This is a genomic window from Rhodospirillum rubrum ATCC 11170, assembly GCF_000013085.1.
GTDB classification, from domain to species: Bacteria; Pseudomonadota; Alphaproteobacteria; order Rhodospirillales; family Rhodospirillaceae; genus Rhodospirillum; species Rhodospirillum rubrum.
The window spans coordinates 3,503,081-3,526,467 of record NC_007643.1 but is presented as its reverse complement, the minus strand read 5'-3'; the positions used below and the strand labels follow the sequence as shown (position 1 = coordinate 3,526,467).

General features: G+C 66.8%; 22 protein-coding genes, 1 CRISPR repeat array and 2 riboswitches. Of the genes, 12 read left to right on the top strand and 10 right to left on the bottom strand.

What is annotated here, in order from left to right; translation table 11 throughout:
* The first annotated feature begins 95 nt into the window (after positions 1 to 95).
* Positions 96 to 1,016 (top strand): hypothetical protein, encoded by a 921-nt coding sequence (locus tag RRU_RS15810; protein ID WP_011390809.1) that lies wholly within the window; start codon positions 96 to 98, stop codon positions 1,014 to 1,016.
* Between the two features lie 79 nt (positions 1,017 to 1,095).
* A CRISPR array of direct repeats spans positions 1,096 to 1,971; the repeat unit is 37 nt; unit sequence GTTTCAGTCCCCTCGATAGCGGGGCAAGGGCTGCGAG.
* A 371-nt stretch (positions 1,972 to 2,342) separates the two neighbouring features.
* Here RRU_RS15810 and RRU_RS15805 read toward each other — a convergent pair.
* Together RRU_RS15805 and RRU_RS15800 are read right to left on the bottom strand one after the other, a co-directional pair.
* A complete protein-coding gene (locus RRU_RS15805; RefSeq protein ID WP_011390808.1) occupies positions 2,343 to 2,558 on the bottom strand; it encodes a hypothetical protein in 216 nt (71 codons plus the stop codon).
* Positions 2,559 to 2,714: 156 nt separating this feature from the next.
* Entirely contained in the window at positions 2,715 to 3,293 is a 579-nt protein-coding gene (locus RRU_RS15800) for a YqgE/AlgH family protein (RefSeq protein WP_042440210.1), read from the bottom strand.
* A 152-nt stretch (positions 3,294 to 3,445) separates the two neighbouring features.
* On the opposite strand from RRU_RS15800, the gene RRU_RS15795 reads away from it, so the two are divergent.
* The 4 genes from RRU_RS15795 (at position 3,446) to yddG (ending at position 8,675) form a co-directional block, all read left to right on the top strand.
* Positions 3,446 to 5,593 (top strand): protein-disulfide reductase DsbD family protein, encoded by a 2,148-nt coding sequence (locus RRU_RS15795; protein ID WP_011390806.1) that lies wholly within the window; start codon positions 3,446 to 3,448, stop codon positions 5,591 to 5,593.
* Positions 5,594 to 5,661: 68 nt separating this feature from the next.
* Positions 5,662 to 6,141 carry a peroxiredoxin gene (locus RRU_RS15790; protein WP_011390805.1) on the top strand — a complete coding sequence of 160 codons (480 nt, stop codon included), beginning with the start codon at positions 5,662 to 5,664 and terminating at the stop codon, positions 6,139 to 6,141.
* A 70-nt stretch (positions 6,142 to 6,211) separates the two neighbouring features.
* Positions 6,212 to 7,672 carry an MFS transporter gene (locus RRU_RS15785; protein WP_011390804.1) on the top strand — a complete coding sequence of 487 codons (1,461 nt, stop codon included), beginning with the start codon at positions 6,212 to 6,214 and terminating at the stop codon, positions 7,670 to 7,672.
* 97 nt (positions 7,673 to 7,769) lie between these two features.
* On the top strand, positions 7,770 to 8,675 hold the full coding sequence (yddG, locus tag RRU_RS15780; protein WP_011390803.1) for an aromatic amino acid DMT transporter YddG: 906 nt from the start codon (positions 7,770 to 7,772) through the stop codon (positions 8,673 to 8,675).
* A 10-nt stretch (positions 8,676 to 8,685) separates the two neighbouring features.
* Here yddG and rnhA read toward each other — a convergent pair whose 3' ends face one another.
* Positions 8,686 to 9,186 (bottom strand): ribonuclease HI, encoded by a 501-nt coding sequence (gene rnhA / locus RRU_RS15775; RefSeq protein ID WP_011390802.1) that lies wholly within the window; start codon positions 9,184 to 9,186, stop codon positions 8,686 to 8,688.
* Positions 9,183 to 10,148: a homoserine kinase gene (locus tag RRU_RS15770; protein ID WP_011390801.1), complete on the bottom strand. Its 966-nt coding sequence runs from the start codon at positions 10,146 to 10,148 to the stop codon at positions 9,183 to 9,185. The genes rnhA and RRU_RS15770 overlap by 4 nt, the downstream gene beginning before the upstream one ends.
* A 167-nt stretch (positions 10,149 to 10,315) precedes the next feature.
* Here RRU_RS15770 and RRU_RS15765 point away from each other — a divergent pair, with 167 nt between their 5' ends.
* From RRU_RS15765 to gcvPB, 5 genes are all read left to right on the top strand, one after another.
* Positions 10,316 to 10,867 carry a hypothetical protein gene (locus tag RRU_RS15765; protein WP_014626503.1) on the top strand — a complete coding sequence of 184 codons (552 nt, stop codon included), beginning with the start codon at positions 10,316 to 10,318 and terminating at the stop codon, positions 10,865 to 10,867.
* Between the two features lie 88 nt (positions 10,868 to 10,955).
* A riboswitch (glycine riboswitch) is annotated at positions 10,956 to 11,067 on the top strand.
* A gap of 4 nt (positions 11,068 to 11,071) precedes the next feature.
* A riboswitch (glycine riboswitch) is annotated at positions 11,072 to 11,177 on the top strand.
* Positions 11,178 to 11,245: 68 nt separating this feature from the next.
* Complete coding sequence (gene gcvT / locus RRU_RS15760) at positions 11,246 to 12,361, top strand: glycine cleavage system aminomethyltransferase GcvT (protein ID WP_014626502.1); 1,116 nt, start codon at positions 11,246 to 11,248, stop codon at positions 12,359 to 12,361.
* A 78-nt stretch (positions 12,362 to 12,439) separates the two neighbouring features.
* Positions 12,440 to 12,820 carry a glycine cleavage system protein GcvH gene (gene gcvH, locus RRU_RS15755; RefSeq protein WP_011390798.1) on the top strand — a complete coding sequence of 127 codons (381 nt, stop codon included), beginning with the start codon at positions 12,440 to 12,442 and terminating at the stop codon, positions 12,818 to 12,820.
* Positions 12,821 to 12,876: 56 nt separating this feature from the next.
* Positions 12,877 to 14,223 (top strand): aminomethyl-transferring glycine dehydrogenase subunit GcvPA, encoded by a 1,347-nt coding sequence (gene gcvPA / locus RRU_RS15750; RefSeq protein ID WP_011390797.1) that lies wholly within the window; start codon positions 12,877 to 12,879, stop codon positions 14,221 to 14,223.
* Entirely contained in the window at positions 14,224 to 15,738 is a 1,515-nt protein-coding gene (gcvPB, locus tag RRU_RS15745) for an aminomethyl-transferring glycine dehydrogenase subunit GcvPB (RefSeq protein ID WP_011390796.1), read from the top strand. It abuts the gene before it with no gap.
* Positions 15,739 to 15,785: 47 nt separating this feature from the next.
* On the opposite strand, the gene RRU_RS15740 is transcribed toward gcvPB, so the two are convergent.
* Positions 15,786 to 16,223 (bottom strand): hypothetical protein, encoded by a 438-nt coding sequence (locus RRU_RS15740; protein WP_011390795.1) that lies wholly within the window; start codon positions 16,221 to 16,223, stop codon positions 15,786 to 15,788.
* Positions 16,224 to 16,355: 132 nt separating this feature from the next.
* On the opposite strand from RRU_RS15740, the gene RRU_RS15735 reads away from it, so the two are divergent.
* Positions 16,356 to 17,237 (top strand): radical SAM protein, encoded by an 882-nt coding sequence (locus tag RRU_RS15735; RefSeq protein ID WP_011390794.1) that lies wholly within the window; start codon positions 16,356 to 16,358, stop codon positions 17,235 to 17,237.
* A 99-nt stretch (positions 17,238 to 17,336) separates the two neighbouring features.
* Here the strand turns inward: RRU_RS15735 and RRU_RS15730 are convergent, their stop codons facing one another.
* The 5 genes from RRU_RS15730 to RRU_RS15710 all read right to left on the bottom strand — a co-directional run bounded on the left by RRU_RS15730 (position 17,337) and on the right by RRU_RS15710 (position 21,555).
* A complete protein-coding gene (locus tag RRU_RS15730; protein WP_011390793.1) occupies positions 17,337 to 17,924 on the bottom strand; it encodes a DUF1989 domain-containing protein in 588 nt (195 codons plus the stop codon).
* Complete coding sequence (gene gntA / locus RRU_RS15725; RefSeq protein WP_011390792.1) at positions 17,921 to 18,661, bottom strand: guanitoxin biosynthesis heme-dependent pre-guanitoxin N-hydroxylase GntA; 741 nt, start codon at positions 18,659 to 18,661, stop codon at positions 17,921 to 17,923. Before gntA ends, RRU_RS15730 begins: the two co-directional genes overlap by 4 nt.
* A gap of 77 nt (positions 18,662 to 18,738) precedes the next feature.
* The gene (locus tag RRU_RS15720; protein ID WP_011390791.1) at positions 18,739 to 19,086 is read right to left on the bottom strand and encodes a Pepco domain-containing protein; all 348 of its coding nucleotides are present in this window, start codon (positions 19,084 to 19,086) and stop codon (positions 18,739 to 18,741) included.
* 11 nt (positions 19,087 to 19,097) lie between these two features.
* Entirely contained in the window at positions 19,098 to 20,054 is a 957-nt protein-coding gene (locus RRU_RS15715; RefSeq protein WP_011390790.1) for a hypothetical protein, read from the bottom strand.
* Positions 20,055 to 20,169: 115 nt separating this feature from the next.
* Positions 20,170 to 21,555: a PLP-dependent aminotransferase family protein gene (locus RRU_RS15710; protein WP_237703781.1), complete on the bottom strand. Its 1,386-nt coding sequence runs from the start codon at positions 21,553 to 21,555 to the stop codon at positions 20,170 to 20,172.
* Positions 21,556 to 21,740: 185 nt separating this feature from the next.
* Here RRU_RS15710 and RRU_RS15705 point away from each other — a divergent pair, with 185 nt between their 5' ends.
* Positions 21,741 to 22,844 carry an aminotransferase class V-fold PLP-dependent enzyme gene (locus tag RRU_RS15705; RefSeq protein WP_237703780.1) on the top strand — a complete coding sequence of 368 codons (1,104 nt, stop codon included), beginning with the start codon at positions 21,741 to 21,743 and terminating at the stop codon, positions 22,842 to 22,844.
* Positions 22,845 to 23,387: the final 543 nt, after the last annotated feature.

The following is a 23,387-nucleotide window of genomic DNA, read 5'->3' as shown; positions in this document are numbered from 1 at the left end:
TCGAGAGGGCGGCCGGCGGCGCGGGGCCGGCCGTTTCCCATTCGCCAAGGGCTGTGGTATTCGTTCATACCCCGTCCTTTTGGTGGTTTTCGTCCATGGCTTTTCCCGCGATCCTTCCCTACCGTCTGCGGCGCCGACTGGCCGAGGCCCGCTACCGCCGCGCCGTTGGCCGGATTTTTCTGACCCCGCCGATCGGCGATCCCCAAGCCGGGGTGATTTTCGTCAGCATGCTCTGCCATGCCGATGTGGCGGCCTATCTGGTCGCCATCAAATCGATCTGCGCCCGGGTCGGCTTCGGCCGCCATGTGGTGATCGATGACGGCTCGCTGACCGCCAAGGATCAGGTGCTGCTGACCCATCATTTGCGCGGGCTGCGGATCGTGCCGATCGCCTCGGTCGATACCGGGCCCTGTCCGCGCGGCGGCACCTGGGAGCGGTTGCTGACCATCCTTGATCTGTCGCAAGAGGCCTATGTGATCCAGGTCGACGCCGATCTGCTGGCCCTCGGCCCGATGACCGAGGTGGTCGACGCCATCGCCGCCAATCGCGCCTTCACCCTGTCGGGCGACGAGGACTGCGTTGGGCTGGTGTCGATGGCCGAGATCGCCGCCCTGTCACGGGCCAATCGCACCGACCACGTTCAAACCCACGCCCAGATCGCCATGGGGGACTGCCCCGAGCTGGCCGACCATCGCTATGGCCGGGGCTGCTCGGGGTTCGCCGGATTTCCCCGCAACACGGCGGGGCGCGCCCTGGCCGAACGGCTTTCGGCGTTGATGGAGGCGAGGCTGGGGGCGAAATGGCGCGACTGGGGAAGCGAGCAGGTCTGCTCGAACTTCGTCATCGCCAATTTTCCCGAGGCGCTGATGCTGCCCTATGGGCGCTATATCTCGTACCTCGGCAGACAAGCCCCCGGAGAGGTCGCCCTGGTGCATTTCCTGGGGTCCTTCCGCTATCACGGTGGCCATTACACCAAGCTGAGCGCCCGCTTCGCCGAGAGCCTGCCCCGGCGGTAGATCACGCCGCGTTAAAGGGAACCCCTTTAACGCAGAACTTTTGATCGAGACTCTCTGTATCGGACGGCCTCACAGGCTGGTTTCAGTCCCCTTGATGGCGGGGCATGGGCTGCGAGCAATCGCGCCGGCTTCCTGATCACCAACGCGGTCTGATGTTTCAGTCCCCTCGGTGGCGGGGCATGGGCTGCGAGGCCACCCGTAAAATCGTGGCGGCTCGGTCCGGGTATGACAAGTTTCAGTCCCCTCGATAGCGGGGCAAGGGCTGCGAGTACAATGCCGAGAGCGGCCGCGTTAAGCTGGGGTTCGGGGTTTCAGTCCCCTCGATAGCGGGGCAAGGGCTGCGAGTCGAGCTTCTTGGCACCTGGGATCCCTCACCCGAAGAATGTTTCAGTCCCCTCGATAGCGGGGCAAGGGCTGCGAGTTGATGGCTTCGACGAAGACCCCGAGGAGCCCGAGGAAGGTTTCAGTCCCCTCGATAGCGGGGCAAGGGCTGCGAGTTGGTCAAACACTTGCGCGAGCTTTCGCCGTTGACTTGGTTTCAGTCCCCTCGATAGCGGGGCAAGGGCTGCGAGTCGACACCCTGACTCGAGAAGAGTTTTATGCCTCCTACAGGTTTCAGTCCCCTCGATAGCGGGGCAAGGGCTGCGAGCGGGCGGGTTTCTCGCCCCACTCAATCCAAGGATAGAAGTTTCAGTCCCCTCGATAGCGGGGCAAGGGCTGCGAGTTGGACGCCGAGACGAACGGCCTGCACGGCCCCGCGTTGTTTCAGTCCCCTCGATAGCGGGGCAAGGGCTGCGAGGTGGTCTGCGAGCACATCTTGGGGCGCTTGATCGTGGTCGTTTCAGTCCCCTCGATAGCGGGGCAAGGGCTGCGAGGTGTCCGGGATATCCCGGTCGAGGATGACGAAGGTGATTTCGAGTTTCAGTCCCCTCGATAGCGGGGCAAGGGCTGCGAGAGCCGGTTCTAAACGGCCTTATTATTCAAAGGGTTACAGGGTGGTTTGTCGTAACCTCGGCGGGTGGGGTATTTTTTAGGGGCGAAAAGACCCTTCTTAAGCAGAAGGTTTTCACATTTTATCAACGATTTCAAACAGTTGGCCTGAGTCGTAACCTAAGGGGGTTTTGGGCGGTTTTTGAGGTTACGACTCACGCTATAAGGGCAGTTTAAACGAGGATCCTCGGTTCGGGAACCGGCTTTTCAACGCGTTCGCTCAGGTTGGCGCGGTGGGCATGGATGGACTTCAGGGAACGCATCGTATCCGTATAAGAGGTGTCATCAGAGGAGAGCGGCGACACCGCGGAAAACCGGTATTCCCTGCTCGGCGCTTTAGCGCGGCGAGGGGGTGCGGGCGATGGCCCGGCCCATCCACCACGACAGCAACCCCATGGCGACGACGGCGAAAGCGCCCAGGCTGCCCAGGGTCACCCGGTCGGCGGTGGCGAGCACGGTGCCGGGGGTGGGCAAGACGAAAACTTCGATGGCAACCCAGATGGCGACGGGCAGAAGCATAAAGGCGACCATGATCAAAGGAAGAAAGCGCATTCAGATCCGCTCCAAATAGCCGGATAAAAAATCCGGTTAAACACCGAGGCCAAGCGTAAGTGCCCGGCTGGTTCGGATTTGGGGGAGGGGGGGGAGGATTTCAACTATGCCCTAAGCGGCGCTTCCCGGCTTTCCGCTATGCCGAAAGGGTAAGAATCAGGCGTGGCCGGCGTTTTCCGAAAGCAGGCGGGGGTCGATGCCCAGGCGGCCCATGGCGGTGGTGTATTTGTCCTTCACCGCGGTTTCGAAGACCAACTGGCGGTCGGCGGGAACGGTCAGCCAGACGTTGCCCTTCAACTCGCCATCCAATTGCCCCGCCCCCCAGCCGGCATAGCCCAAGGCCATGATCACCCGCATCGGCCCGTCGCCCGAGGCGATGGCGCGCAGCACATCGAGGGTGGCGGTCAGGGCCATCGAGTCGTCGACCGAGAGCGTTCCCTCGTTCTGGTAATCGCTGGTGTGGAGAACGAAGCCGCGCCCGGTTTCGACGGGGCCGCCGAATTGCACGCGGACATCGTCGCAAAACGGCGTGGGCTGGATGCCCAATTGGCCGACGATATCGGGGAAGCTGATTTCTTCGAGTTCGCGGTTGATGACGATGCCCATGGCGCCTTCGGCCGTATGGGCGCACAGGTAGATCACCGTGCCTTCGAATCGCGGATCACCCATACCCGGCATCGCCACGAGACAATGGCCGGTCAGATATCCTTCGTGCTTTTGCAATAGAGTTGGCATAGCTGCTACATAGTCAGGGGCCGGGTCCTCGGCAAGCGATGGCAATGCTATCACGTCGCCGCCGTGGCCACAGCGCCTCATCGCGCCGCTTTCCCACCCCTGCGGAAGCGGGCTTCTTCGCGTTCTGCACACCCGAATGACCTGGGGGTCCGATGTCGCGTTTCCTTCTTGCCCTCTGCCTGTTTCTTGGCTTGTGCCTGCCGGCCCAGGCCCAGGGAAACGACCCCGGCGCCTCGGCCTGGGTTGAGAAAAGCCATTCGCGGATGCGGCTGATTTCGGCCGTCAGCGCCGCGGGCAAGGCCGAAGAGATCGCTTTGGGCCTGCAGGTCGAGCTTGCCCCCCATTGGAAGATCTATTGGCGCAGCCCGGGGGATGCGGGCTATCCGCCGTCGTTTGACTGGACCGGCTCGCTCAATTTGGCCGGGGCCACGCCGCGATGGCCGGTGCCGACACGCTTTTCGGTTCTGGGGATCGAGACCGTCGGCTATGAGCATCAGGTGATCTTGCCCTTGATGGCCCGCCTTGAGCGCCCCGGCGATCCGCTGATCCTGCGCCTCGCCGTCGATTATCTGATCTGCGCCGAGGTCTGCGTGCCCGATCGCGGGGATTTCACCCTGATCGTGCCCCCCGGACCGTCGGGGGCCAGCCCGCAGGCCCAAGCCCTGGCCCGCTTCCTGGCCCAGGTGCCCGGCCCCAGCCCCTCGCATGGCATCACGGTTGACGAAGCGGTGATCGAGACCGGCGGCGTGGTGCGGGTGGCGGTGCGCGCCGATCCGCCACTGGCCGCCCCCGATCTGTTCGTCGAGGCCCCGGCGGGCATGGCCTTCGCCCGGCCCCAGGTTACGGTGGAGGAGGGCGGGGGGCGCGCCGTTTTGCGGGCCGGAGTGGTCGGCGGCGACGCGTTGATCGGCCAGAGCCTGCCGGTGCTGGTCGCCGATGGTGTGCGCGGCGTGGAGGCCGGGGTTGATACGAGGCGGGCGCTGGCGCCGCCGGCCGGGGCGGGCGATCCCCGGCCGACCGCCCTTGGCGGAGAGAGCGGCGGAGAGACCGGCGCCCCGGGCGCGCCAACGGGGCCGCTCGCTTTCCTGGCGATGGTCAGCGTCGCCCTGCTTGGCGGCCTGATCCTTAATTTGATGCCCTGCGTGCTGCCGGTGCTGTCGCTGAAGATCCTTGGACTGGTCGGCCATGGGGGCGGGGCGCCGCGCGCCGCCCGGCTGTCGTTTCTGGCGACCAGCGCCGGAATCATCGCCAGTTTCCTGGTTCTGGCCCTTGCCGCCATCGGCCTGAAAACCGCCGGCATGGCGGTGGGCTGGGGCATTCAGTTCCAGCAGCCGCTGTTCTTGTCGGGCATGGTCGTGCTGCTGGCGCTGTTCGCCGCCAATCTGTGGGGATTGTTCGAGATCGGGCTGCCCGGCGCGGTTTCGGGGCTGGGCGGCCAAGGTCGTGCGGGCTCGTCGTTGAGCGGGGCCTTCGCCACCGGGGCCTTCGCCACCGTGCTGGCCACGCCGTGCTCGGCGCCCTTCCTGGGAACCGCCGTCGGCTTCGCCCTGGCGCGCGGGCCCTTTGAAATTCTGGCGATCTTCCTGGCGCTTGGCCTGGGCATGGCCTTGCCCTATCTGCTGGTGGCCCTGCGCCCGCAGATCGCCACCCGTCTGCCCCGGCCGGGGCGCTGGATGCTGCGGTTGAAGGCGGTTCTGGGGGCGGTTCTGTGCCTGACCGCCCTGTGGCTGCTCAGCGTTCTCGCCGTGCAGATCGGCGCGGTTTGGGCGGCGGTGATCGGCGGCTTGCTGGCCGTGGCGCTGGGGGTGCGGGCCTTGCGGCCGATCTCGCGGCTGTCGGGCGGGGTGGCGGCGCTGCTGGGGATCGCTGCCCTCGCCCTACCGGCCTTGCCCTTGCCCGCCCTGTCGCTGCCGATGGCGGCACCCTCTCAGGCCCTTGAGGAAACCGCCTGGGGCCGCTGGTCGCCCGAGGCGGTGGCGCGGCTGGTGGCCGAGGGCAAGACGGTGCTCGTCGATGTGACCGCCCAATGGTGCGTGACCTGCAAGGTCAATAAGGCCACGGTTCTTGACGCCGCGCCAACGCGGGCCTTGCTCGACTCGGGGCGGCTGAGCGGTTTGCGGGCCGATTGGACCCGTCCTGATCCGGCGATCGCCGCCTATCTGGCCTCCTTCGGCCGCTTCGGCATCCCCTTCAACGCGGTTTATGGCCCGGGCGCCCCCCAGGGCATAGCCCTGCCCGAGCTTCTGAGCGAAAACGCCTTGCTGGAGGCCGTGGCCCGGGCGGCGGGGCCTTCGTCCTGAAAAGGGGGGGTGTCGGTCCCCCCGGGCGCTCCCATATGAGCGTCACCTTTGGCTTATGGAGAGAGTTCATGATCGCCGTTGGAGACGCTTTGCCTTCGGGCACCCTGCACCACAAGACCGCGGCCGGTATCGAGGCCGTCGATCCCGCCGAATTCCTCGGCGCGGGCAAGGCGGTGCTGTTCGCCGTGCCCGGGGCCTTCACCCCCACCTGTTCGGACAGCCATGTGCCGGGCTATATCGCCCAGGCCCAGGCCCTGCGCGACAAGGGGGTGACCAAGGTCGCCTGCGTCGCCGTCAATGACGCTTTTGTTCTCGCCGCCTGGAGCAAGGCGCTTGGCGCCGAAGGCACGGTCGAGATGCTGGCCGATGGCAATGGCGATTACGCCCGTGCCCTTGGCCTGGAGCTTGATCTGACCGCCAAGGGCCTGGGTAAGCGCTTCCAGCGCTGCGCCCTGGTTCTGGACAACGGCAAGGTCACGCATCTTGCCGTCGATGAAGGCGGCGCGCTGGATGTCTCGTCGGCCGAGGCGGTTCTCGCCCTGCTATAAGGTTTTGCTCATCGTCACCGGCCGCGTCCTTGGAGAAGGGGGCGGCCGGGTTCATGGATCGTGTCCCCCGATGTCCGCCGTTCCCCCCGCCGTTCCCCCGTCTTCGCCTTCTCCCGTGCCGTCTTCCGCCCCCCGATCCGCGCCGACCTCGGCCGCCTTGTCCTATCTGGTGGCCGGCGCCTTTTTCATGGAAGCCCTGGACGGCACGGTGGTCATCACCGCCCTGCCGCAGATGGCGGCATCCTTCGGCGCCGCGCCGGTCGATCTCAATATCGGCGTTTCGGCCTATATCCTGACCGTCGCCATCCTGATCCCGGCCAGCGGCTGGGCGGCCGAGCGCTTTGGGGCGCGGACGGTCTTCGCCCTGGCGATCACCGTCTTCACCCTGGCCTCGATCCTTTGCGGTCTCAGCCAGGACCTGTGGTCGTTCGTCGCCGCGCGCATCTTGCAAGGGGTGGGCGGGGCGATGATGGTGCCGGTCGGCCGGCTGGTCGTGCTGCGCGATACCCAAAAATCCGGGCTGATGCGGGCGATCGCCATCATCACCTGGCCCGGTCTGGTCGCCCCGGTGCTGGGGCCGCCGATCGGCGGCTTCCTGGCCACCCATGCGTCCTGGCACTGGATCTTCTTTCTGAATGTGCCGCTGGGGATCCTGGCGCTGATCCTGACCCTGGTTCTGGTGCCGCGCGGCCGCCGTGATAGCCCCGGCCCCTTCGATGGCCTGGGCTTTGTTCTCAGCGGTACGGCCTGTTTCTGCCTGATCTACGGCCTGGATCTGATCAGCCGGGGCGAGGTCTGGACCTCGGGGGCGCTTTGTTTGGTCGGATTGCTTGGCGGTTTTCTCGCCTTGCGCCATTCCCGCCACCACGAGCGGCCGCTGATCGACCTGTGGGCGATGCGCCAGCGAAGCTTCGCCGTGACCATTTTCGGCGGCACGCTGTTTCGCCTGACGCTGAGCGCCACGCCGTTCTTGCTGGCGCTGCTGTTTCAGTTGTCCTTCGGCATGGACGCCTTCGCCTCGGGCCTGCTGGTTCTGGCGATTTTCGTCGGCAATCTGGCGATGAAGCTGCTGACCTCGCCGATTCTGCGCCGCTTCAGCTTTCGCGCCACCTTGCTGGTCAATGGCGGGCTGAACGCCCTGACCATCTTCGCCTGCGCCCTGCTTGACGCCGCAACGCCGACGGCGGTGATCCTGGGCCTGCTGTTCGTCAGCGGGCTGACGCGCTCGCTGCAGTTCACCGCGCTCAACACCTTGGCCTTCGCCGATGTGCCCCAGGAGCGGATGACCGGCGCCAATACCCTGGCCAATGTCGCCCAACGCATGAGCGGGGCGCTGGGCGTGGCCTGTGGCGCCGTGGCCCTGCGGCTGGCCGGGGCGATCGGCGAGGGCGCCGCCACGCCCCTTGAGCTGGCCGATTTCCGCTTCGCCTTCGTGCTGATCGGGGTGATTTCCCTGCTCGGGCTGCTTGATGTCATCGGTTTGCGTCGCGATGCCGGCGACGAGGTGCGCGGCGTCATCGCCGCGCGCTGACGGGGGGGGCGCTGACGGGGGCGGTGACGGCCAAGAACGGGCGGTATAAGGTGCCGCTCCGCCGCGTTCCCACCGTTCCGTCTCGAGGTTCCCCATCTTGACCGTCGCGCCCTGTGCCGCCGCTTCGCCGATGAAACCGCCGCTGGCGACCCTGTCGGGGGTGGCGGCGATCGTCTTGTGGAGCGCCGCCGTCGCCCTAACCCGCAGCCTGTCGGAGACCTTGGGGATCTATGGGGCCGGGGCGGCGATCTATGCCACCTCGGGCTGCCTTGTTTGGCTGGCCTTTGGCCGGCCACGGGTTCGCGGGCAAAGCGCCTTGTATCTGTGGGGATGCGGCGGGCTGTTCGTTGTTTACGGGGTGTCGCTGGCCCTGGCCCTGGGCTTGGCCGCCGATCGCCGCCAAGCGCTTGATCTGGGGCTGATCAACTACCTGTGGCCCAGTCTGACCCTGGCCCTGGCCGTGCCGATCCACCGCTTGCGCGTGGGTTGGTGGCTGTGGCCCGGCGTCATCGTCGCCTTTGGCGGCGTGGCCTGGGCGACGGGCGGCGGCTTGAGCCTGGACGGACTGGCCGCCAATATCGCCGGCAATCCGCTGGCCTACGCCCTGGCGCTGACGGCGGCGGTGGCCTGGGCGCTTTATTCCAATCTTGTGCGCTTGGCCGATCCCAAAGAGGGGGCCTTGGCGCTGTTCCTTTTGGCCAGCGCCCTGGTCATGGCGCCGATGGCCCTGCTGGAACCGGCGCCAGCGGTGGTTTCCCCGGCGACGCTGGGCGAACTGGCGGTGATGGGCGCCTCGACGGCCCTGGCCTATATGGGCTGGGACGTGGCGATGAAGCGCGGCGACGCCACCTTGGTCGCCGTCTTGTCCTATTTCACGCCGCTGCTTTCGGTGCTGATCTCGGCCCTGTGGCTCGACACCACCCCCACCCCCTCGTTTTGGATGGGCACGGGGTTGGTGGTGGCGGGGTCGTTGCTGTGCTGGACGGCGAGCCGGCGGGCTTAAAGAAGCCGGGCTAAAGGATGGTCGAAGACTGGCCGTCGACCTTGCCCTGGCGGGCTTCGCTGGTGCCGCGACGGGCCAATTCGTCGGCGCGTTCGTTTTCCACATGTCCCGAATGGCCGCGCACCCATTGCCAACTGATGTCATGGGTGCCCAAAGCCGCGTCCAGGCGGCGCCACAGGTCTTCGTTCTTCACCGGCTTCTTGGCCGCCGTCTTCCAGCCGTTGCGCTTCCAGCCGTGGATCCAGCCGGTGATACCGTCGTGGACATAGCGGCTGTCGGTGTGGATGGTCACCGTGACCGGCCGGCGCAGGGCCTCCAGGCCGCGAATCACCGCCATCAATTCCATGCGGTTGTTGGTGGTCGGCGTTTCGCCGCCCCACAACTCCTTTTCGGTGTCGCCCCAGCGCAAGATGGTGCCCCAGCCGCCCGGGCCCGGATTGCCCGAACAGGCGCCATCGGTGAACATATCGACGCGCACGCGCTTGATCTCGTCGCCGGCCGCCGCGCTCATCGGCTCAATCCATAGGCGCCCGGGCCGGAGACGGCGCGGTGGAAGGCCAGCTTGTGATAATATTCCATCGGATCCTTTGGCCGGACCATGGCGCCCGGCGGGGTGTTCAGCCAATCATAGAGCCGGGTGAGCAAGAAGCGCATCGCCGCGCCGCGCGCCAACAGCGGCAGGGCGGCGAATTCGGCATCGCTCAAGGGCCGGACCTTTTCATAGCGGGTTAGCATGTGACGGGCCTTGGTGACGTTGAATTCCCGCTCGCCCTCGAAGCACCAAGCGTTGAGGCAGACGGCAAGGTCATAGGCCAGGAAATCGTCGCAGGCGAAATAGAAATCGATCAGCCCCGACAGGGTGTCGTCAACGAAGAAGACGTTATCGGGGAACAGATCGGCATGGATGATGCCAGTGGGCAGGTCGTGGGGCCACAGGGCCTCCAGGGCGTCGAGTTCGGTTTCCAGTTCGGCGCGCAACCCGGGTTTGACGCTGTCGGCGCGTTCGGCGGCGGCATCGAACAACGGCCGCCAGCCATCGACCGACAGGCTGTTGCGCCGGGTCGGCGCGTAATCGCCGCCCGCCAGATGCAGCCGGGCCAGGGCCTCGCCAAGCTGGGCGCAATGGCGGACCTCGGGGCGCTTGGGCCAGACGCCATCGAGAAAGGTGACGATGGCCGCCGGGCGGTCGCACAGGGTGTGAAGCACGGCGCCGTCGCGGCCGGCGACCGGCTGCGGGCAGGGAATGTCGCGCGCCGCCAGATGGCGCAAAAGCCCCAGGAAGAACGGCAGATCGTCGGGGTTCACCCGCTTTTCATAGAGCGTCAGGATATGGGGGCCGCGGTCGGTGACCAGCAGGAAGTTGGAATTCTCCACCCCTTCGGCGATCCCCTTGCAGGCGCGCAGGCGGCCGATGTCATAGCCTTCCAGGAAGGTGGTTAGATCATCATCGGAAACATCGGTATAGACGGCCATCGGCAACAATCCGGTTCGGGCGGGGAGGGCGCGCCATCTAACAGCTTTGTAAGCCCCTTGAAAAGCCGAACCGCGCGAAGACCCGCGCCCTTGGCGGGCGGGGCGCGATGGGGTATCACACGGGAACCGTCCTCCCCGTCACGTTTCCTCCAAGGCAGGCCAAGCCCATGATCGCCCCTTTCGCGTCCCGCCGCGTCCTTTCCGCCCTGGCCGTTCTCGCCGTTCTGGCCGCTTCGGGGTGCTCGGCCTTCCAGAAGCCCGAGAAGCGTGGGTGCCCCGAAGTGCGCATCGACGCCGCCACCGCCGACCTCACGCGCTTTCGCGCCGGACCGGGCCGCGATGTCACCGATATCACCCTGACGGGCGAGGTCGCCGGCTTCGAGGGCACCTGTTCCTATGACAAGACGGGGGTGACGGTCGAAATGTTCCTGTCCTTCGCCCTGGAACTGGGACCGGCCGCCAGCGGCCGCGCCGCCGATTTCGAGTATTTCGTCGCCCTGCCGTCGTTCTTTCCCAGCCCGGCGGCCAAGAAGACCTATACCGCCAGCGTCGTCTTCCCCGACAACGTCAACCGCGTGCGCTTCCGCGACGAAAAGGTCGTCATCCGCCTGCCGCTCAAGGAAGACGAAAACGCCGCCGGCGAACAGGTCTATGCCGGCTTCCAACTGACCCGCGACGAACTGCGCTACAACCAGGAGCACAACACCGGGGCGCGCTGACTTTGGTCGCCCCTGCCTATTTCGCAGCCACCGCGCCAGGGGTTGCACCGGCTGGGGCAAAAGGCTAAGCTTGGCTTAAGACATCCCGCGAACCGTTACGGGAGAGATCGGTCGCCCGTGCCATCAGGCGCGGGGCAGAGCCGGCGCCGAAGGAGCAACCGCCCCCGGAAACTCTCAGGCAAATGGACCGTAACGGCATGGGTTCTCTGGAAAGCAGAACAGGCGGCGGGATGACGTCCCCGGGCCGTTCTCACCGAAGATGGAAGCCGGCGGTCCGACCCCGGTGACTCTTTCAGGTTTCGAGACAGAGGGGGGCGTTCGATAGTCGGGGACCGCCAGGGCTCCGAACGTACGCCACCCCAGGTCATGGAGCCGCATTTGTCGGACCCCACCGTTTCCCTGCTGACCACGCCGCTCCACGCCCTCCATCTGGAGCGAGGCGCCCGCATGGTGCCCTTCGCCGGCTATGACATGCCCGTTCAATACCCGATGGGCGTTCTGGCCGAGCATCTGCACACCCGCGCAAGCGCCGGGCTGTTCGATGTCTCGCACATGGGCCAAGCCCGTTTGGTCGGGCCGCAGCGCATCGCCGCCCTGGAAGCCCTGGTTCCGGGCGATCTCGAAATCCTCAAGGAAGGCCGTCAGCGCTATACGGTGCTGACCAATGACCAGGGCGGCATTCTTGACGACCTGATGGTCACCAAGCGCGCCGATGACCTGTTCCTGGTGGTCAACGCCGCCTGCAAGGACGCCGATCTCGACCATATCGAGGCCCATCTGGCCGGCTTCGACGCCCGGCTCGAACGCCTGCCCGACACTGCGCTGCTCGCCCTGCAAGGGCCGCTGGCGGTTTCGGTGCTGGCCGGTTTGGATGCCAGGGCCGCCGAGATGGGCTTCATGTCGGGGCGCTGGCTGAGCCTGTGCGGGGTCGATTGCTTCGTTACCCGCTCGGGCTATACCGGCGAGGACGGTTTTGAAATCAGCGTGCCCGCCGAAGCCGCCCTTGATCTGGCGCAAACCTTGATCGCCAATGAGGCGGTGGCCTTGATCGGCCTGGGGGCGCGCGACAGCCTGCGCCTGGAGGCCGGGTTGTGCCTCTATGGCAGCGATATCGACACCACCACCACCCCGGTCGAAGCCGGTCTGTCGTGGATCATCGGCAAGCGTCGGCGGGCCGAGGGCGGCTTTCCCGGGGCTTCGGCGATCCAACAAGATCTGGCCCAGGGGCCCAAGCGCTGCCGCGTTGGTCTGCGTCCCGAGGGCAAAGCGCCGGTGCGCGCCCATTCCGCCATCCTGGGGCCCCAGGGGGAGGTGGTTGGCGAAGTGACCTCGGGCGGCTTCTCGCCCAGCCTGTCGGCGCCGATCGCCATGGGCATGGTTCCAGCCGAACTGGCCGCGCCCGGCACGGCGGTTTCGCTGGTGGTGCGCGGCAAGGCCTTGCCCGCCCATGTGGTCGAGATGCCCTTCGTCGCCCATCGCTATCACAAGGCATAGCGTCCGGCGCGACGCGTCCCACTTATTCCTTTTGTCATCGCTTTTGTCGTCAACCGTTACCAGGCGAGGGTTCTGGTCATGAGCAAACTCTATTTCACCGAAGATCACGAATGGGTCAGCGTCGATGACGATGGCATCGGCACCATCGGCATCACCGATTACGCCCAGAAGCAGCTTGGCGACGTGGTTTTCGTCGAACTGCCCGAAATCGGCCGCGAGATCGAGCGCGGCGGCGACGCCGCCGTCGTCGAATCGGTCAAGGCGGCCAGCGAGGTCTATTCGCCGGTCAGCGGCGAGGTGGTCGAAGCCAATGACAGCCTGCCCGAGGCGCCGGGACAGGTGAACACCGACGCCCTGGGCGACGGCTGGTTCTTCAAGGTGCGGCTGAGCGAGCCGGCCGAGCTTGACGAGCTGATGGATCAAGAAGCCTACGACGCCTTCGTCGGCGAGCTCGATTAACCAAGCGGCGCCGCCACCGGCCCGTCCGGGCATTTTTTCGAGGCTGAAGGACTCCCATGCGTTACCTCCCCCATTCCGAGGCCGACCGCGCCGCCATGCTCGCCACCATCGGCGCGGCTTCGGTCGAAGATCTGTTTCGTGACGTCCCGCGCGAGGCCCTGGATCAGGCCGCCTTCGACGCCTTGCCCGATCACGGCGGCGAGATGGAGGTCGAGCGCGCGCTTTCGGCCCTGGCGGCGCGCAATCTGACCGCCGGATCGGTGCCCTGCTTCCTGGGCGCGGGATCCTATCGCCACCATGTGCCCGCCGCCGTCGACGCCCTGATCCAGCGCGGCGAATTCCTGACCTCCTATACCCCCTATCAGGCCGAGGTCAGCCAGGGCACGCTTCAGTATCTGTTCGAGTTCCAGACCCAGGTGGCGCTGATCACCGGCATGGAGGTGGCCAACGCCTCGATGTACGATGGCGCCACCGCCTGCGCCGAGGCGGCGGCCATGGCCGTGCGCATCACCCGCCGGCGCAAGGTGCTGATGGCCGGCGGGCTGCATCCCCATTACACCGCGACCACCCAGACCCTGCTGGCCTGCCTGGGCCATGAGGGCGAGGGGCTGCCCCCCGATCCGCTGGCCCTGGGCGATCTGATCGGGCGCGTCGGCTCCGACACCGCCTGCGTTATCGTTCAGAACCCGGATTTCTTTGGCCGTTTGCGCGATCTGTCGCCGCTGGCCGAGGCCTGCCACGCCGCCGGCGCCCTGCTGGTGGTGGCGGTATGCGAGCCGGTGTCGCTGGGTCTGGTCGCCCCGCCGGGCGCCATGGGCGCCGATATCGTGGTGGCCGAGGGTCATGCCCTGGGCTCGCCGACCGGTTTTGGCGGTCCCGGCGTCGGGCTGTTCGCCACCCGCGAGAAATACCTGCGCCAGATGCCCGGCCGGCTGGCCGGCGAGACGCTCGATGAAAGCGGCAAGCGCGGTTATGTGCTGACGCTGTCAACCCGCGAGCAGCATATCCGCCGCGAGAAGGCGACCTCGAACATCTGCACCAATTCGGGGCTGATCGCCCTGGCCTTCACCATCCATATGACCTTGCTGGGCGAGGCGGGCTTTACCCGGCTGGCGTGGATCAACCACGCCAATGCCGTCGCCTTGGCCGAGAAGCTGGCGCGGGTGAAGGGGGTGAAGGTTCTGCCCGAGACCTTCTTCAACGAGTTCACCCTGCGCCTGCCCAAGCCCGCCGCCGAAGTCGTCGAGGCTTTGGCCGCACGGTCGATCCTGGCGGGCGTGCCGGTCTCGCGCTTCCTGCCGACCTATCCCGAGCTGGCCAATCTGCTGCTGGTCAACGCCACGGAATTGACCACGCCCGAGGATGCCGACGCCCTGGTGGCCGCCCTGAAAGAGGTGCTTTAAATGACCGCGACCTTCACCGGCAACCGCGGGCTTCAGCTTGAAGAGCCCCTGATTTTCGAACTCGACACCCCCGGCTCGACGGCGGTCGATCTGACGCCGCCCGCCCCCTTCACCGACCGCCTGGGCGGTTTGACGCGCCAGGGGCCGATCGGCCTGCCCGGACTGTCCGAGCCCCAGGTGGTGCGCCACTACACCCGCCTGTCGCAAAAGAACTACAGCATCGATGCCGGCTTCTATCCGCTGGGCTCGTGCACCATGAAGTATAACCCGCGGCTGAACGAGCGCATGGCCCGGCTGCCCGGCTTCGCCGATATCCACCCCTTCCAGCCGGTCTCCACCGTTCAGGGCGCCCTGGCCTTGATGGACCATTTGGCGCGCTGGTTGAAGGAATTGACTGGCATGCCCGCCGTCGCCCTGTCGCCGGCGGCCGGGGCGCATGGCGAGTTGTGCGGGATGATGGCGATCCGCGCCGCCCTGCAGGCGCGCGGCGATGAGCGCAAGGTGGTGCTGGTTCCCGAAAGCGCCCATGGCACCAATCCGGCGACGGCGGCGGCCTGCGGCTTCAAGGTCGAGACCATCCCCGCCGACGCCCGGGGCCGGGTCGACAGCGCCGTGCTGACCGCCCGCCTGGGGCCCGATGTGGCGGCGGTGATGCTGACCAACCCCAATACCTGCGGCCTGTTCGAAGGCGACATCATCACCCTGTCCAAGGCCGTTCACGCGGCGGGTGCCTTTTTCTATATGGATGGCGCCAATTTCAATGCCATCGTCGGCCGGGTGCGGGTTGGCGATCTGGGCGCCGACGCCATGCATATCAATCTGCACAAGACCTTCTCGACGCCGCACGGCGGCGGCGGCCCCGGCGCCGGCCCCACGGTGCTGTCAGAAGCCCTCGCTCCCTTCGCGCCGCTGCCCTATGTGGTTCATGACACGGAGGGCTTCCGCCTGATCGAGACCGATCTTGACGCCCAGGCCGACGGCACCGCGCCCTTTGGCCGGCTCAAGGGCTTCCATGGCCAGTTCGGCGTGTTCGTGCGCGCGCTCTGCTACATGATGAGCATGGGCAAGGACGGCTTGCGTCAGGCCAGCGGCGATGCGGTGCTCAATGCCAATTACCTGCTAGCCAGCCTCAAGGACACACTGTCGGCGTCGTTCGAGGGGCCCTGCATGCACGAGGCGCTGTTTGACGATCGCTTCCTCAAGGATACCGGGGTCAGCACCCTTGATTTCGCCAAGGCGCTGATCGACGAGGGCTATCACCCGATGACCATGTATTTCCCGCTGGTCGTCCATGGGGCGCTGTTGATCGAGCCGACGGAAACCGAAAGCCGCCAGACCCTTGATCTGTTCATCGCGACGCTGAAGGATCTGGCCCGGCGCGCCCGCGAAAACGGCGCCGAAGCCTTCAAGGCGGCGCCGCAGCTGACGCCGCGCCGTCGCCTTGATGAAACCCTGGCCGCCCGCAAGCCGGTGCTGCGCTGGACGCCGCCGGCCCTCAAGGACGCCGCCGAATAAGAGCGCCGATCCCCCCGACCGCGCGCGTTGTGCGGCCGGGGGGCGTTTTAGCCGGGCGGCAGCACGGGCACCGGTTCGGCCGCGGCCAGTTTGGCCGCCGACAGGCCAAGCCTGTCATCAAGGGCCGCGTCTTCCAGGGCGAAGGGCAGGGTCGCGCGCAGATGGGCGACCACGCCATCGCGCAGATCGGCGCGGATCGGCGACCACGAGAACAGCAAGCCATGGCGCGACTCGAGGCTGATGACCTCGGGATGGCTGGCGACGATTTCGACGGCGCCCTCCAGATCCTCGGCATGGGCGCAATAGATCCAATGCCCATGGGGGCTCTGGCTCCACAGGATGAACACGCCGCTTTTGTCGGCCAGCACCTGGGGCCGGCGCGAAATCTGCAGAAGGCGGTAGTATTTCAAGTCGGGATTGCGTTGCCAGTAGGGATCCTGGGGCGGATCGGTGGTGTCTCCGAACAGGGTCGATAGCAAGGACATGGGGATCTTCCCGGGTTGGATCGACGGAGAAAGGGCGCGGGCCCTGGATCGGGCCCTCGGCTCTTGCTATAAGCGGTTAAACCTCGGCCGAGGCAAGAAGACGTCACAAGACGGACGACGGGAAAACGCGCCTTGACCCTTTCCTATCATATGCCGCTTTACCGGCCTCCCTCGGAGGCCGACAATCTGATTATTCAGGCGACCCTTGGTTGTGGCCATAATCAGTGTGCCTTTTGCTCGATGTACCGCTCCAAAACCTATGAGGAACGGCCGATCGAGGAGGTGCGCGCTGAGATCAGGGACGCCGCCCGCCTGTGGCCCGAGGCCCATCGGGTTTTTCTGGGCGATGGCGACGCCTTGCGCCTGCCCACCGACCATCTGCTGACCCTGCTTGGCGATCTTGCCGGCGTTTTGCCCGCCCTCGCCCGGGTCAGTTGCTATGCCACCCCGGCCGATATCCTGCACAAGGAGCCGGCCGAACTGGCGGCGTTGCGCGCGGCCAAATTGTCCCTGCTGTATATGGGGGTGGAGACCGGCGACGCCGATACCCTGCGCCGCATGGTCAAGGGCGCCTCGACCGAAGCGGTTGGCCGGGCGATCGAGCGGGCGCGGGCGGCGGGCATGAAGGTGTCGGCCACGGTGATCCTTGGGCTGGCCGGGCGCGGGCGCTGGCGCGAGCATGCCCAGGCGACGGCGGCCCTGATCAACCGAACGCCGCCGACCTATCTGTCGACCCTGCAGCTTCATCTGACCGACGAGCGCAAGGAGTCGTTCCTGGAGCGTTTCCAGGGGAGTTTTTCCTTCCAGGACGATGGCGGCATGTTGGACGAGTTGGAGGAATTGCTCGATCATCTGGCGCCGCGCCGCCCGGTGATCTTCCGTTCCAACCACGCCTCCAACGCCCTCGCCCTGGCCGGCACCCTGCCGCGTGACCGCGATCGCCTGCTTGGCCAGTTGCGCCACGCCCGCGCCCATGGCGCCCTGTTGCGCCCGCTGTGGGCGCGCGGGATTTAGGGCAAATCCCGAGCACTCTGAAACAGAGTGCGACGACGATTTGCTTGACTATCAAGACCTTAGAGTGGTGAGCGTGAACCCGATTTCACGCTCACCGCTCTAAGGCGGCAGGATCTCGTAGTGGATCGGCTTGTAGCGGAAATTATTGGACTGGCCGGCTGAACAGGCGGTCAGGCCGATGATCAGGTCGATCTCGGCCTGAATCGTCAGGTGATCGCCCGGCCGGCTGAGGGGCGGCAGAACCTTGATGCGGCCGGTTTCGCCATCGACGGGCACGTTCATGAACACATTGAAGGCGCAGGGCAGGGCGTCGGCGGCGATGCCAAAGGGGGCCAGGGCCTGGGCCAGATTGCCAAAGCAGCCGTGATGGGGATGGGCATCGCCATAAAGGATGCGAAAGGTATCGGCCGAGCAGGGGGTGAGCAGGAAATCATGGCGGCCCACCGTGTCTTCGGTGATGCGCGCCAGGATGGTGGAGCGGTTGGAATAGAGCGGGTCGCCGCTGGTCAGATAGATGCGCTCCAGGTAATCGAAGGTACGGCCGTTCGAGAGCGCCTCGGCCACGTCTTCGGCATTGAAGGCCAGCAGATCGGCGACCTGTTCGCCCTCGGGATCGATCACCCGCAGGCTTTCGCCCTTGGCCAGACGGAAGGCGGTTCCCGAGCGCGGCGGAATTTCAACGATCATCGGTGGATCTCCCGGGCGGTCGTCTCGGCATGGAAGGGGCACCGCCAGCCTTCGGGAACAACCCGGCCGCTGTATTGGCGGGCTTCGCTGCGCTCGCCGAAGGCCGCCAGCATCGGATTGATCGAGCCGGCCAGCTTGCGGTCGCGCTCAAGGATGGTGGCGCGCATCTTGTCGTAACGCCCCTCGGCGCGCAGGCGTTCGAATTGGTCGTGCATGTTGAAAACCAGGGTCGGGCGCACGAAGCGCCGTGCCGGCCGCGAGGCGCCGGGGTGCAGGCCGACAACGAAAAAGCCGGCGCCGGCGAAGCTCATGCCGAAATGGGGATCGGCGGGATCGGGGCTGACGGCCGCCGACCAGCCGAAATGCCGACGGTCGATGCGGTGAAGGCTGTTGAGGCGGGCCCACAGATGGCGTTCAAAAGCCGGTTCGCCGATGCGCCGGGGGGATTCGAAGATCACCGCCAGCGAACGGAACATCGCCTTGTCGTGCTGATAGCTGCGGACCATGCGCACCAGGGCGGCGTGAATGCGCCGGTCCTCGCCCGCCAAGCGGATGTCGCCGGCGACGACGATCGCCAGCCGGTCGCGGCTCAAGGCGGCCTTGGCGCCAACGCAGGGAAAACGGCCATCCTCGATGAACCCGCGGAAGCGCCGGACCAGGGGCGCGGCCAAAGAAGACGGTGACGGCGCGGCGCCGGGGCGCCTGGCCGTTTGGGAAGTCTGGGAAGTCGCCAACATGCCCGATCTGGCCCTTGTCCGAAAAAGAATGGGCCGGCGAAACGTTCCCCCACCGGGGATGGTTGCCCTATCGGCTCTCAGGCGGTCTTGCGGGTTAGTTTGAAGGTGATGCTGGCCTCGGCCCCGGCTTCGGCGATGAACAGCAGTTCCCCCTTGGCGCTCAAGGTCAGCCCAACGTCGATTTCCGAGATCTGCCAGTCCGTCGCCCGGTCACTGACCGTGGTTCCCAGCGTCAGCAAGGTCTCGATCGTGTCGGTCCATTGCTGCTGAAGCCCCCGCCCGCTGACCCGCGAGATCCGCCCGGCGGGAGAGAGACATTCCAGAAGGGAATGGTCATCGGTGCTGGGATCGGGTGGGGAATGGGCGGGTGGGACCGAGTCGGGGATAAAAACCGAGATCGTCCAGTCGTCGGCGGGATCGGGCATGGGCTTGGTCCTTACAGGTGGGGGGTGATGTCGAGCGCCAGGGTCGCCTGCTCGAAATTCAGAACCCGTCCCGCCGGCTGGTTGGGGGTGCGCGGTGACAGGGCGCTGCCGAGATAAAGGCCCACGGCCTCGCCGCCGGCCGCGCGCACCAGGGCCCCCGAATCCCCGGCGGCGCAGGGTTTGTCGGTGAACATCAGAACGGCGAAGCTGCGGGTATTGACGATGCCCAGCGCATCCATCGCCTCGATGACCGTGCGGGACTGGGCGCCGCTTTGGGCTTCGATGGTGACGGCTTGGCCGGCGGCGGGAAAACGGCGGATCGCCAGAGGAGGCGGCGGGATCGTCGGGGCGTTGGTGCGGACGAAGGCGGCATCGATGGGGGGATGAAAGCTGCGAACAAGACGTCCCTGCCCACCGCCGGCCAAAGGCACGGCGCGGCCGGGACGTGTGCCGCCGATGGCATGTCCCGCCGTCAGCACGCCCCACAAGCCCGTATTGGCGCACTGCGCCCAGCAGGCGCTGGTGGCGCCCTGGGGATGGGGTGGCGCATGGTCCTCCATTGCCGTCTGGCGCAGGGCCAAAGGCAGACTGACCCCCAGGCGGAGAAACGTCACGCCGCTGACCACCCGAAAGTCCGGCAGTTCGGAAGACGGCAGGCGCAGGCATAGGCCAAAGCCGGGCCGCTCGGTGTCGGGGTCATAAAGGCCGATGGTCAAAGGCGCCCCCGGGGCGGTCACGCCCAGGCCGGCCAGCCAGTCATCGACCGCGCTCAGATGAATTTGAGACAGGGCGATTTCTTGGAACAGGGCATAGGTCCAGCGCGTGGCCCGCGCCGCGTCGTCGGTGTCACCGGCGCCGGGCGGTCCGCTCCAGGCCAGAACCTCTTCCGCGACCTCGGGCGGAACCGCGCCGGCGGGGGGCTCGCCGGGCGGCAGAAACTCACGAAGATAGCGGGCGGAATAGTCCATCTCTCGGCCCTTCGCATCGCCGACGATGGATCAGAACTGGTCATGACCGCCGCGTGTTTCAACGCAGGCGACGGGGTTTGGAACGGCGGCGTTTCCAGCGGCGCGACCGCCCCTGTTATAGAAAGACCCCCAGGCGTTCGGGGCTTTCGCCCAGCAGGGCGTGAACCTCGGTCAGGGCGGTTTCCAGACGCTCGAGCGACGGCGGCCCCAGGCACAGGCGGACGGCCTGGGGGGCATGGGCGGTATCGACGGTGAAGGCCTCGCCCGGGGTCACCATCACGCCGCGCCGATGCAGGGCATGGGCGAAATCGTCGCCCCGCCAGCCCGCCGGCAGGGCCAGCCACAGGAACGAGGCAGCGGGCGGCGGTGGGCGGCAGGTCAGGCGATCGCCAAGCAGGCGGTCGGCGAGGGCGCGGCGTTCGCTGACGGCAAGGCGCTGGGCCGCGATCAGGCGGGTCACCGTGCCATCGTCCATCCAGCGCGCGGCGACGGCGGCCAGCGGCGGCGGCGCCATCCAGCACGACACGCGTAGGGCGGCCAACACCGCCTCGCGCCGGCGGGTGGGCGGCACCACCATGCCGCAGCGCAGGCCCGGCAGGCCGATCTTCGATAGGCTGGTGACATGGGTCACCCTGTCGGGCATCAGCGCCTTGAGCGAGGGGGGGCCGTTTTCGATCAGCGGCGCATAGACCGCATCCTCGATGATCGTCAGATCGAAGCGCTCGGCCAGGGCGGTTAGCGACAGGCGGCGCTCGGCCGACAGGGTCGCCCCGGTCGGGTTGTGCAGGGCGGGCACGCAGAGCAGCAGTTTGGCCGAGGGATCGCGCTCTAGGGCGGCTTCCAGGGCCTCGGGGCGCAGCCCCTCGCCATCGCTGGCGACGGCGCGCAGGCGCAGGCCAAGCAGGGCGGCCATGCCCTTGAAGGCCGGCGAGGTCAGGGCCTCGGTCAGAACCGTATCGCCGGGACGGGCCAGGGCCATCAGCGCCGCCAGAACCCCGTTCAGGGCGCCGGTCGACAGCAGCACCGACTCGGCGCCGGCCGGCACGCCCTGGGCGGTCAGCCAGCGCGCCGCCGCGTCGCGGTGGTCGGGGGCGGCGGTGTCGGGCTGATAGGCGAAGATGCCGGTTCCCGCCTCGACCAGGGCGCGGGCGCAGGCGGCGACCTCGCCCGGACCGGCCACCGGCGCCGGGTGGGTATTGGCCAGATCGATGGCGCCGTTCTCGCCGGCTCCGGCCTGGGGCGGCCAGGGGGCGAGGCCGGCCGAGGTGGTTTCACCCAGCACGAAGGTGCCGCGCCCGACCTCGCCGCCGATCAATCCGCGCTCGCGGGCCAGGGCATAGGCGCGGCCGACGGTGGCCAGGGTCACCTTCAGGCGCCAAGCCAGATCGCGCTGGGGCGGCAGGCGGGTGCCCGGCGGCAGCCGCCCGGCGGCGATATCGGCTTCCAGAACTTCGGCGATCGCCCGATGCAAGGGACGGCGGCCCTCGGGCAAAACGGGCATCCAGGGCGAGGGATCCATCGGCGGCGCGGCTTTCCGGCTAAATTGTTACCGTGACAATCTACCGATTGCACCGGGGCAATACCAGGGCAATCGTGGGGAATGCCTTTGGGCGTCCCCCCTCTCCTGTCTTGCGAGCGTGACCGATGCTTTCGTGCCAGCGTGACCTCTTTGAGATCCCCCAGGATGTGGCTTACCTGAACGCCGCCTTCATGGGCCCCTTGATGACCGAGGTGGTCGCCGCCGGCCATGCCGGGGTGGCGGCCAAGGCCCGGCCCTGGGAAGTGGCGATCGACGCCTTCTTCGATCCGGTCGAAAAGGCGCGCGGCCTGTATGCCGGGCTGACCGGCGCCGATGTCGAGGGCATCGCCGTCGTTCCCTCAGTGTCCTATGGCATCGCCGTGGCGGCGGCCAATCTGCCGCTGGCGGCGGGGAAGCGGGTGCTGGTTCTGGAAGAGCAGTTCCCTTCCAATCTTTATTCGTGGCGTCGTCTGGCGACCGAGAACAACGCCGTCGTCCAGGTTGTCGCCCGCCCGGCCAACGGCAATTGGACCGAGGCCCTGCTCGGCGCCATCAAGCCGGGGGTCGCCATCGTCGCCTGTCCCCAGGCCCATTGGTCGGATGGCTGCAAGATCGATCTGGTCGCCATTGGTGCCGCCTGCCGTGCGGTCGGGGCGGCCCTGGTCATCGACGGCACCCAGTCCTTTGGCGCCATGCCCTTCGACACGGCGGCGGTCGATCCGGATTTCGCCGTCGCCGCCACCTATAAGTGGCTGCTTGGCCCCTATTCGCTGGGGTTCCTCTATGTGGCGCCGCGCCATCGCAACGGTCAGCCGCTGGAAGAGGGCTGGATCTGCCGCGAAGGTAGCCGGGATTTTTCGCGGCTGGTCGATTACACCGAGAGCATGGACGCCGGGGCGCGGCGTTTCGATGTGGGCGAACGCTCGAACTTCGCCCTGATGCCGATGGCGATCGCCGCCATGGAGCGCCTGACCGCCTGGACGCCCGCCGCCGTATCGGCCTATGCCGGGCGGCTGACCGACCGGGTGGTCGCCGAAACGGCGGCCTGGGGCTGCACCGCCGCCCCCGCTAGCGCCCGCTCGCCCCATTTGCTGGGGTTGGGTTTGCCGGAAGGGGTTGACGCCAAGGCCTTGGCGACCCGGCTGGCCGCCGCCCAGGTCAGCGTCAGCGTGCGCGGCAGCCGCCTGCGCATCTCGCCCCACGTCTATAACACCGACGCCGATGTCGACCGCCTGCTTGGCGTTCTTGAAGACGCGCTGGCAAAGGCCTGAGCCTTTCCCAAAAAAGCGGGCAAGACAGCTTGTGGGGTGTTTTGACGCCAGACAGACGAAAAGACCCGGAGCGCGGCTTGGCGGTCTCTCTCCGGGTCGAACGTCGTCTGTAGGATAAAGGGAGGGTCGGGAAACCGGCTCTCCCGCTCCAGGGATTGAAGTGGGCGGTTGTTGTGCCGGACTCAAGTCCGGGCCCCTTGAATGGAGGCTCGGGCCGCAGGGTTTCTCGTCGCTGATAACGGCGGGAAAGACACCTTAAGGTTATTCTGGTACCATAAATCTCGCGGAAAGAAAGCAGAGCCCGTCCACGCCAAGCCGGACGGCACCGGGGGCGCTAGGCTTCCCCGGCTTCGGCAGAAAGCCTCTGCCCGCACTGGAGGACGAGGGATGCCCCGCATCATCGTCACCCTGCAGATACGAAAAGACCCGGAGCACGGCTTGGCGGTCATTCTCCGGGTCGAACTTCGTCTGTAGGATAAAGGGAGGGTCGGGAAACCGGCTCTCCCACTCCAGGGAATAAAATAGGCGGTTTTTATGCCCGAC

Excerpts from the sequence above, each read along its gene's own strand:
- RRU_RS15810 (WP_011390809.1), top strand. The coding sequence starts at position 96 with ATGGCTTTTCCCGCGATCCTTCCCTACCGTCTGCGGCGCCGACTGGCC.
- RRU_RS15805 (WP_011390808.1), bottom strand. The coding sequence starts at position 2,558 with ATGCGCTTTCTTCCTTTGATCATGGTCGCCTTTATGCTTCTGCCCGTC.
- RRU_RS15800 (WP_042440210.1), bottom strand. The coding sequence starts at position 3,293 with ATGCCAACTCTATTGCAAAAGCACGAAGGATATCTGACCGGCCATTGT.
- RRU_RS15795 (WP_011390806.1), top strand. The coding sequence starts at position 3,446 with ATGTCGCGTTTCCTTCTTGCCCTCTGCCTGTTTCTTGGCTTGTGCCTG.
- RRU_RS15790 (WP_011390805.1), top strand. The coding sequence starts at position 5,662 with ATGATCGCCGTTGGAGACGCTTTGCCTTCGGGCACCCTGCACCACAAG.
- RRU_RS15785 (WP_011390804.1), top strand. The coding sequence starts at position 6,212 with ATGTCCGCCGTTCCCCCCGCCGTTCCCCCGTCTTCGCCTTCTCCCGTG.
- rnhA (WP_011390802.1), bottom strand. The coding sequence starts at position 9,186 with ATGAGCGCGGCGGCCGGCGACGAGATCAAGCGCGTGCGCGTCGATATG.
- RRU_RS15770 (WP_011390801.1), bottom strand. The coding sequence starts at position 10,148 with ATGGCCGTCTATACCGATGTTTCCGATGATGATCTAACCACCTTCCTG.
- RRU_RS15765 (WP_014626503.1), top strand. The coding sequence starts at position 10,316 with ATGATCGCCCCTTTCGCGTCCCGCCGCGTCCTTTCCGCCCTGGCCGTT.
- gcvH (WP_011390798.1), top strand. The coding sequence starts at position 12,440 with ATGAGCAAACTCTATTTCACCGAAGATCACGAATGGGTCAGCGTCGAT.
- gcvPA (WP_011390797.1), top strand. The coding sequence starts at position 12,877 with ATGCGTTACCTCCCCCATTCCGAGGCCGACCGCGCCGCCATGCTCGCC.
- gcvPB (WP_011390796.1), top strand. The coding sequence starts at position 14,224 with ATGACCGCGACCTTCACCGGCAACCGCGGGCTTCAGCTTGAAGAGCCC.
- RRU_RS15740 (WP_011390795.1), bottom strand. The coding sequence starts at position 16,223 with ATGTCCTTGCTATCGACCCTGTTCGGAGACACCACCGATCCGCCCCAG.
- RRU_RS15730 (WP_011390793.1), bottom strand. The coding sequence starts at position 17,924 with ATGATCGTTGAAATTCCGCCGCGCTCGGGAACCGCCTTCCGTCTGGCC.
- gntA (WP_011390792.1), bottom strand. The coding sequence starts at position 18,661 with ATGTTGGCGACTTCCCAGACTTCCCAAACGGCCAGGCGCCCCGGCGCC.
- RRU_RS15720 (WP_011390791.1), bottom strand. The coding sequence starts at position 19,086 with ATGCCCGATCCCGCCGACGACTGGACGATCTCGGTTTTTATCCCCGAC.
- RRU_RS15715 (WP_011390790.1), bottom strand. The coding sequence starts at position 20,054 with ATGGACTATTCCGCCCGCTATCTTCGTGAGTTTCTGCCGCCCGGCGAG.
- RRU_RS15710 (WP_237703781.1), bottom strand. The coding sequence starts at position 21,555 with ATGCCCGTTTTGCCCGAGGGCCGCCGTCCCTTGCATCGGGCGATCGCC.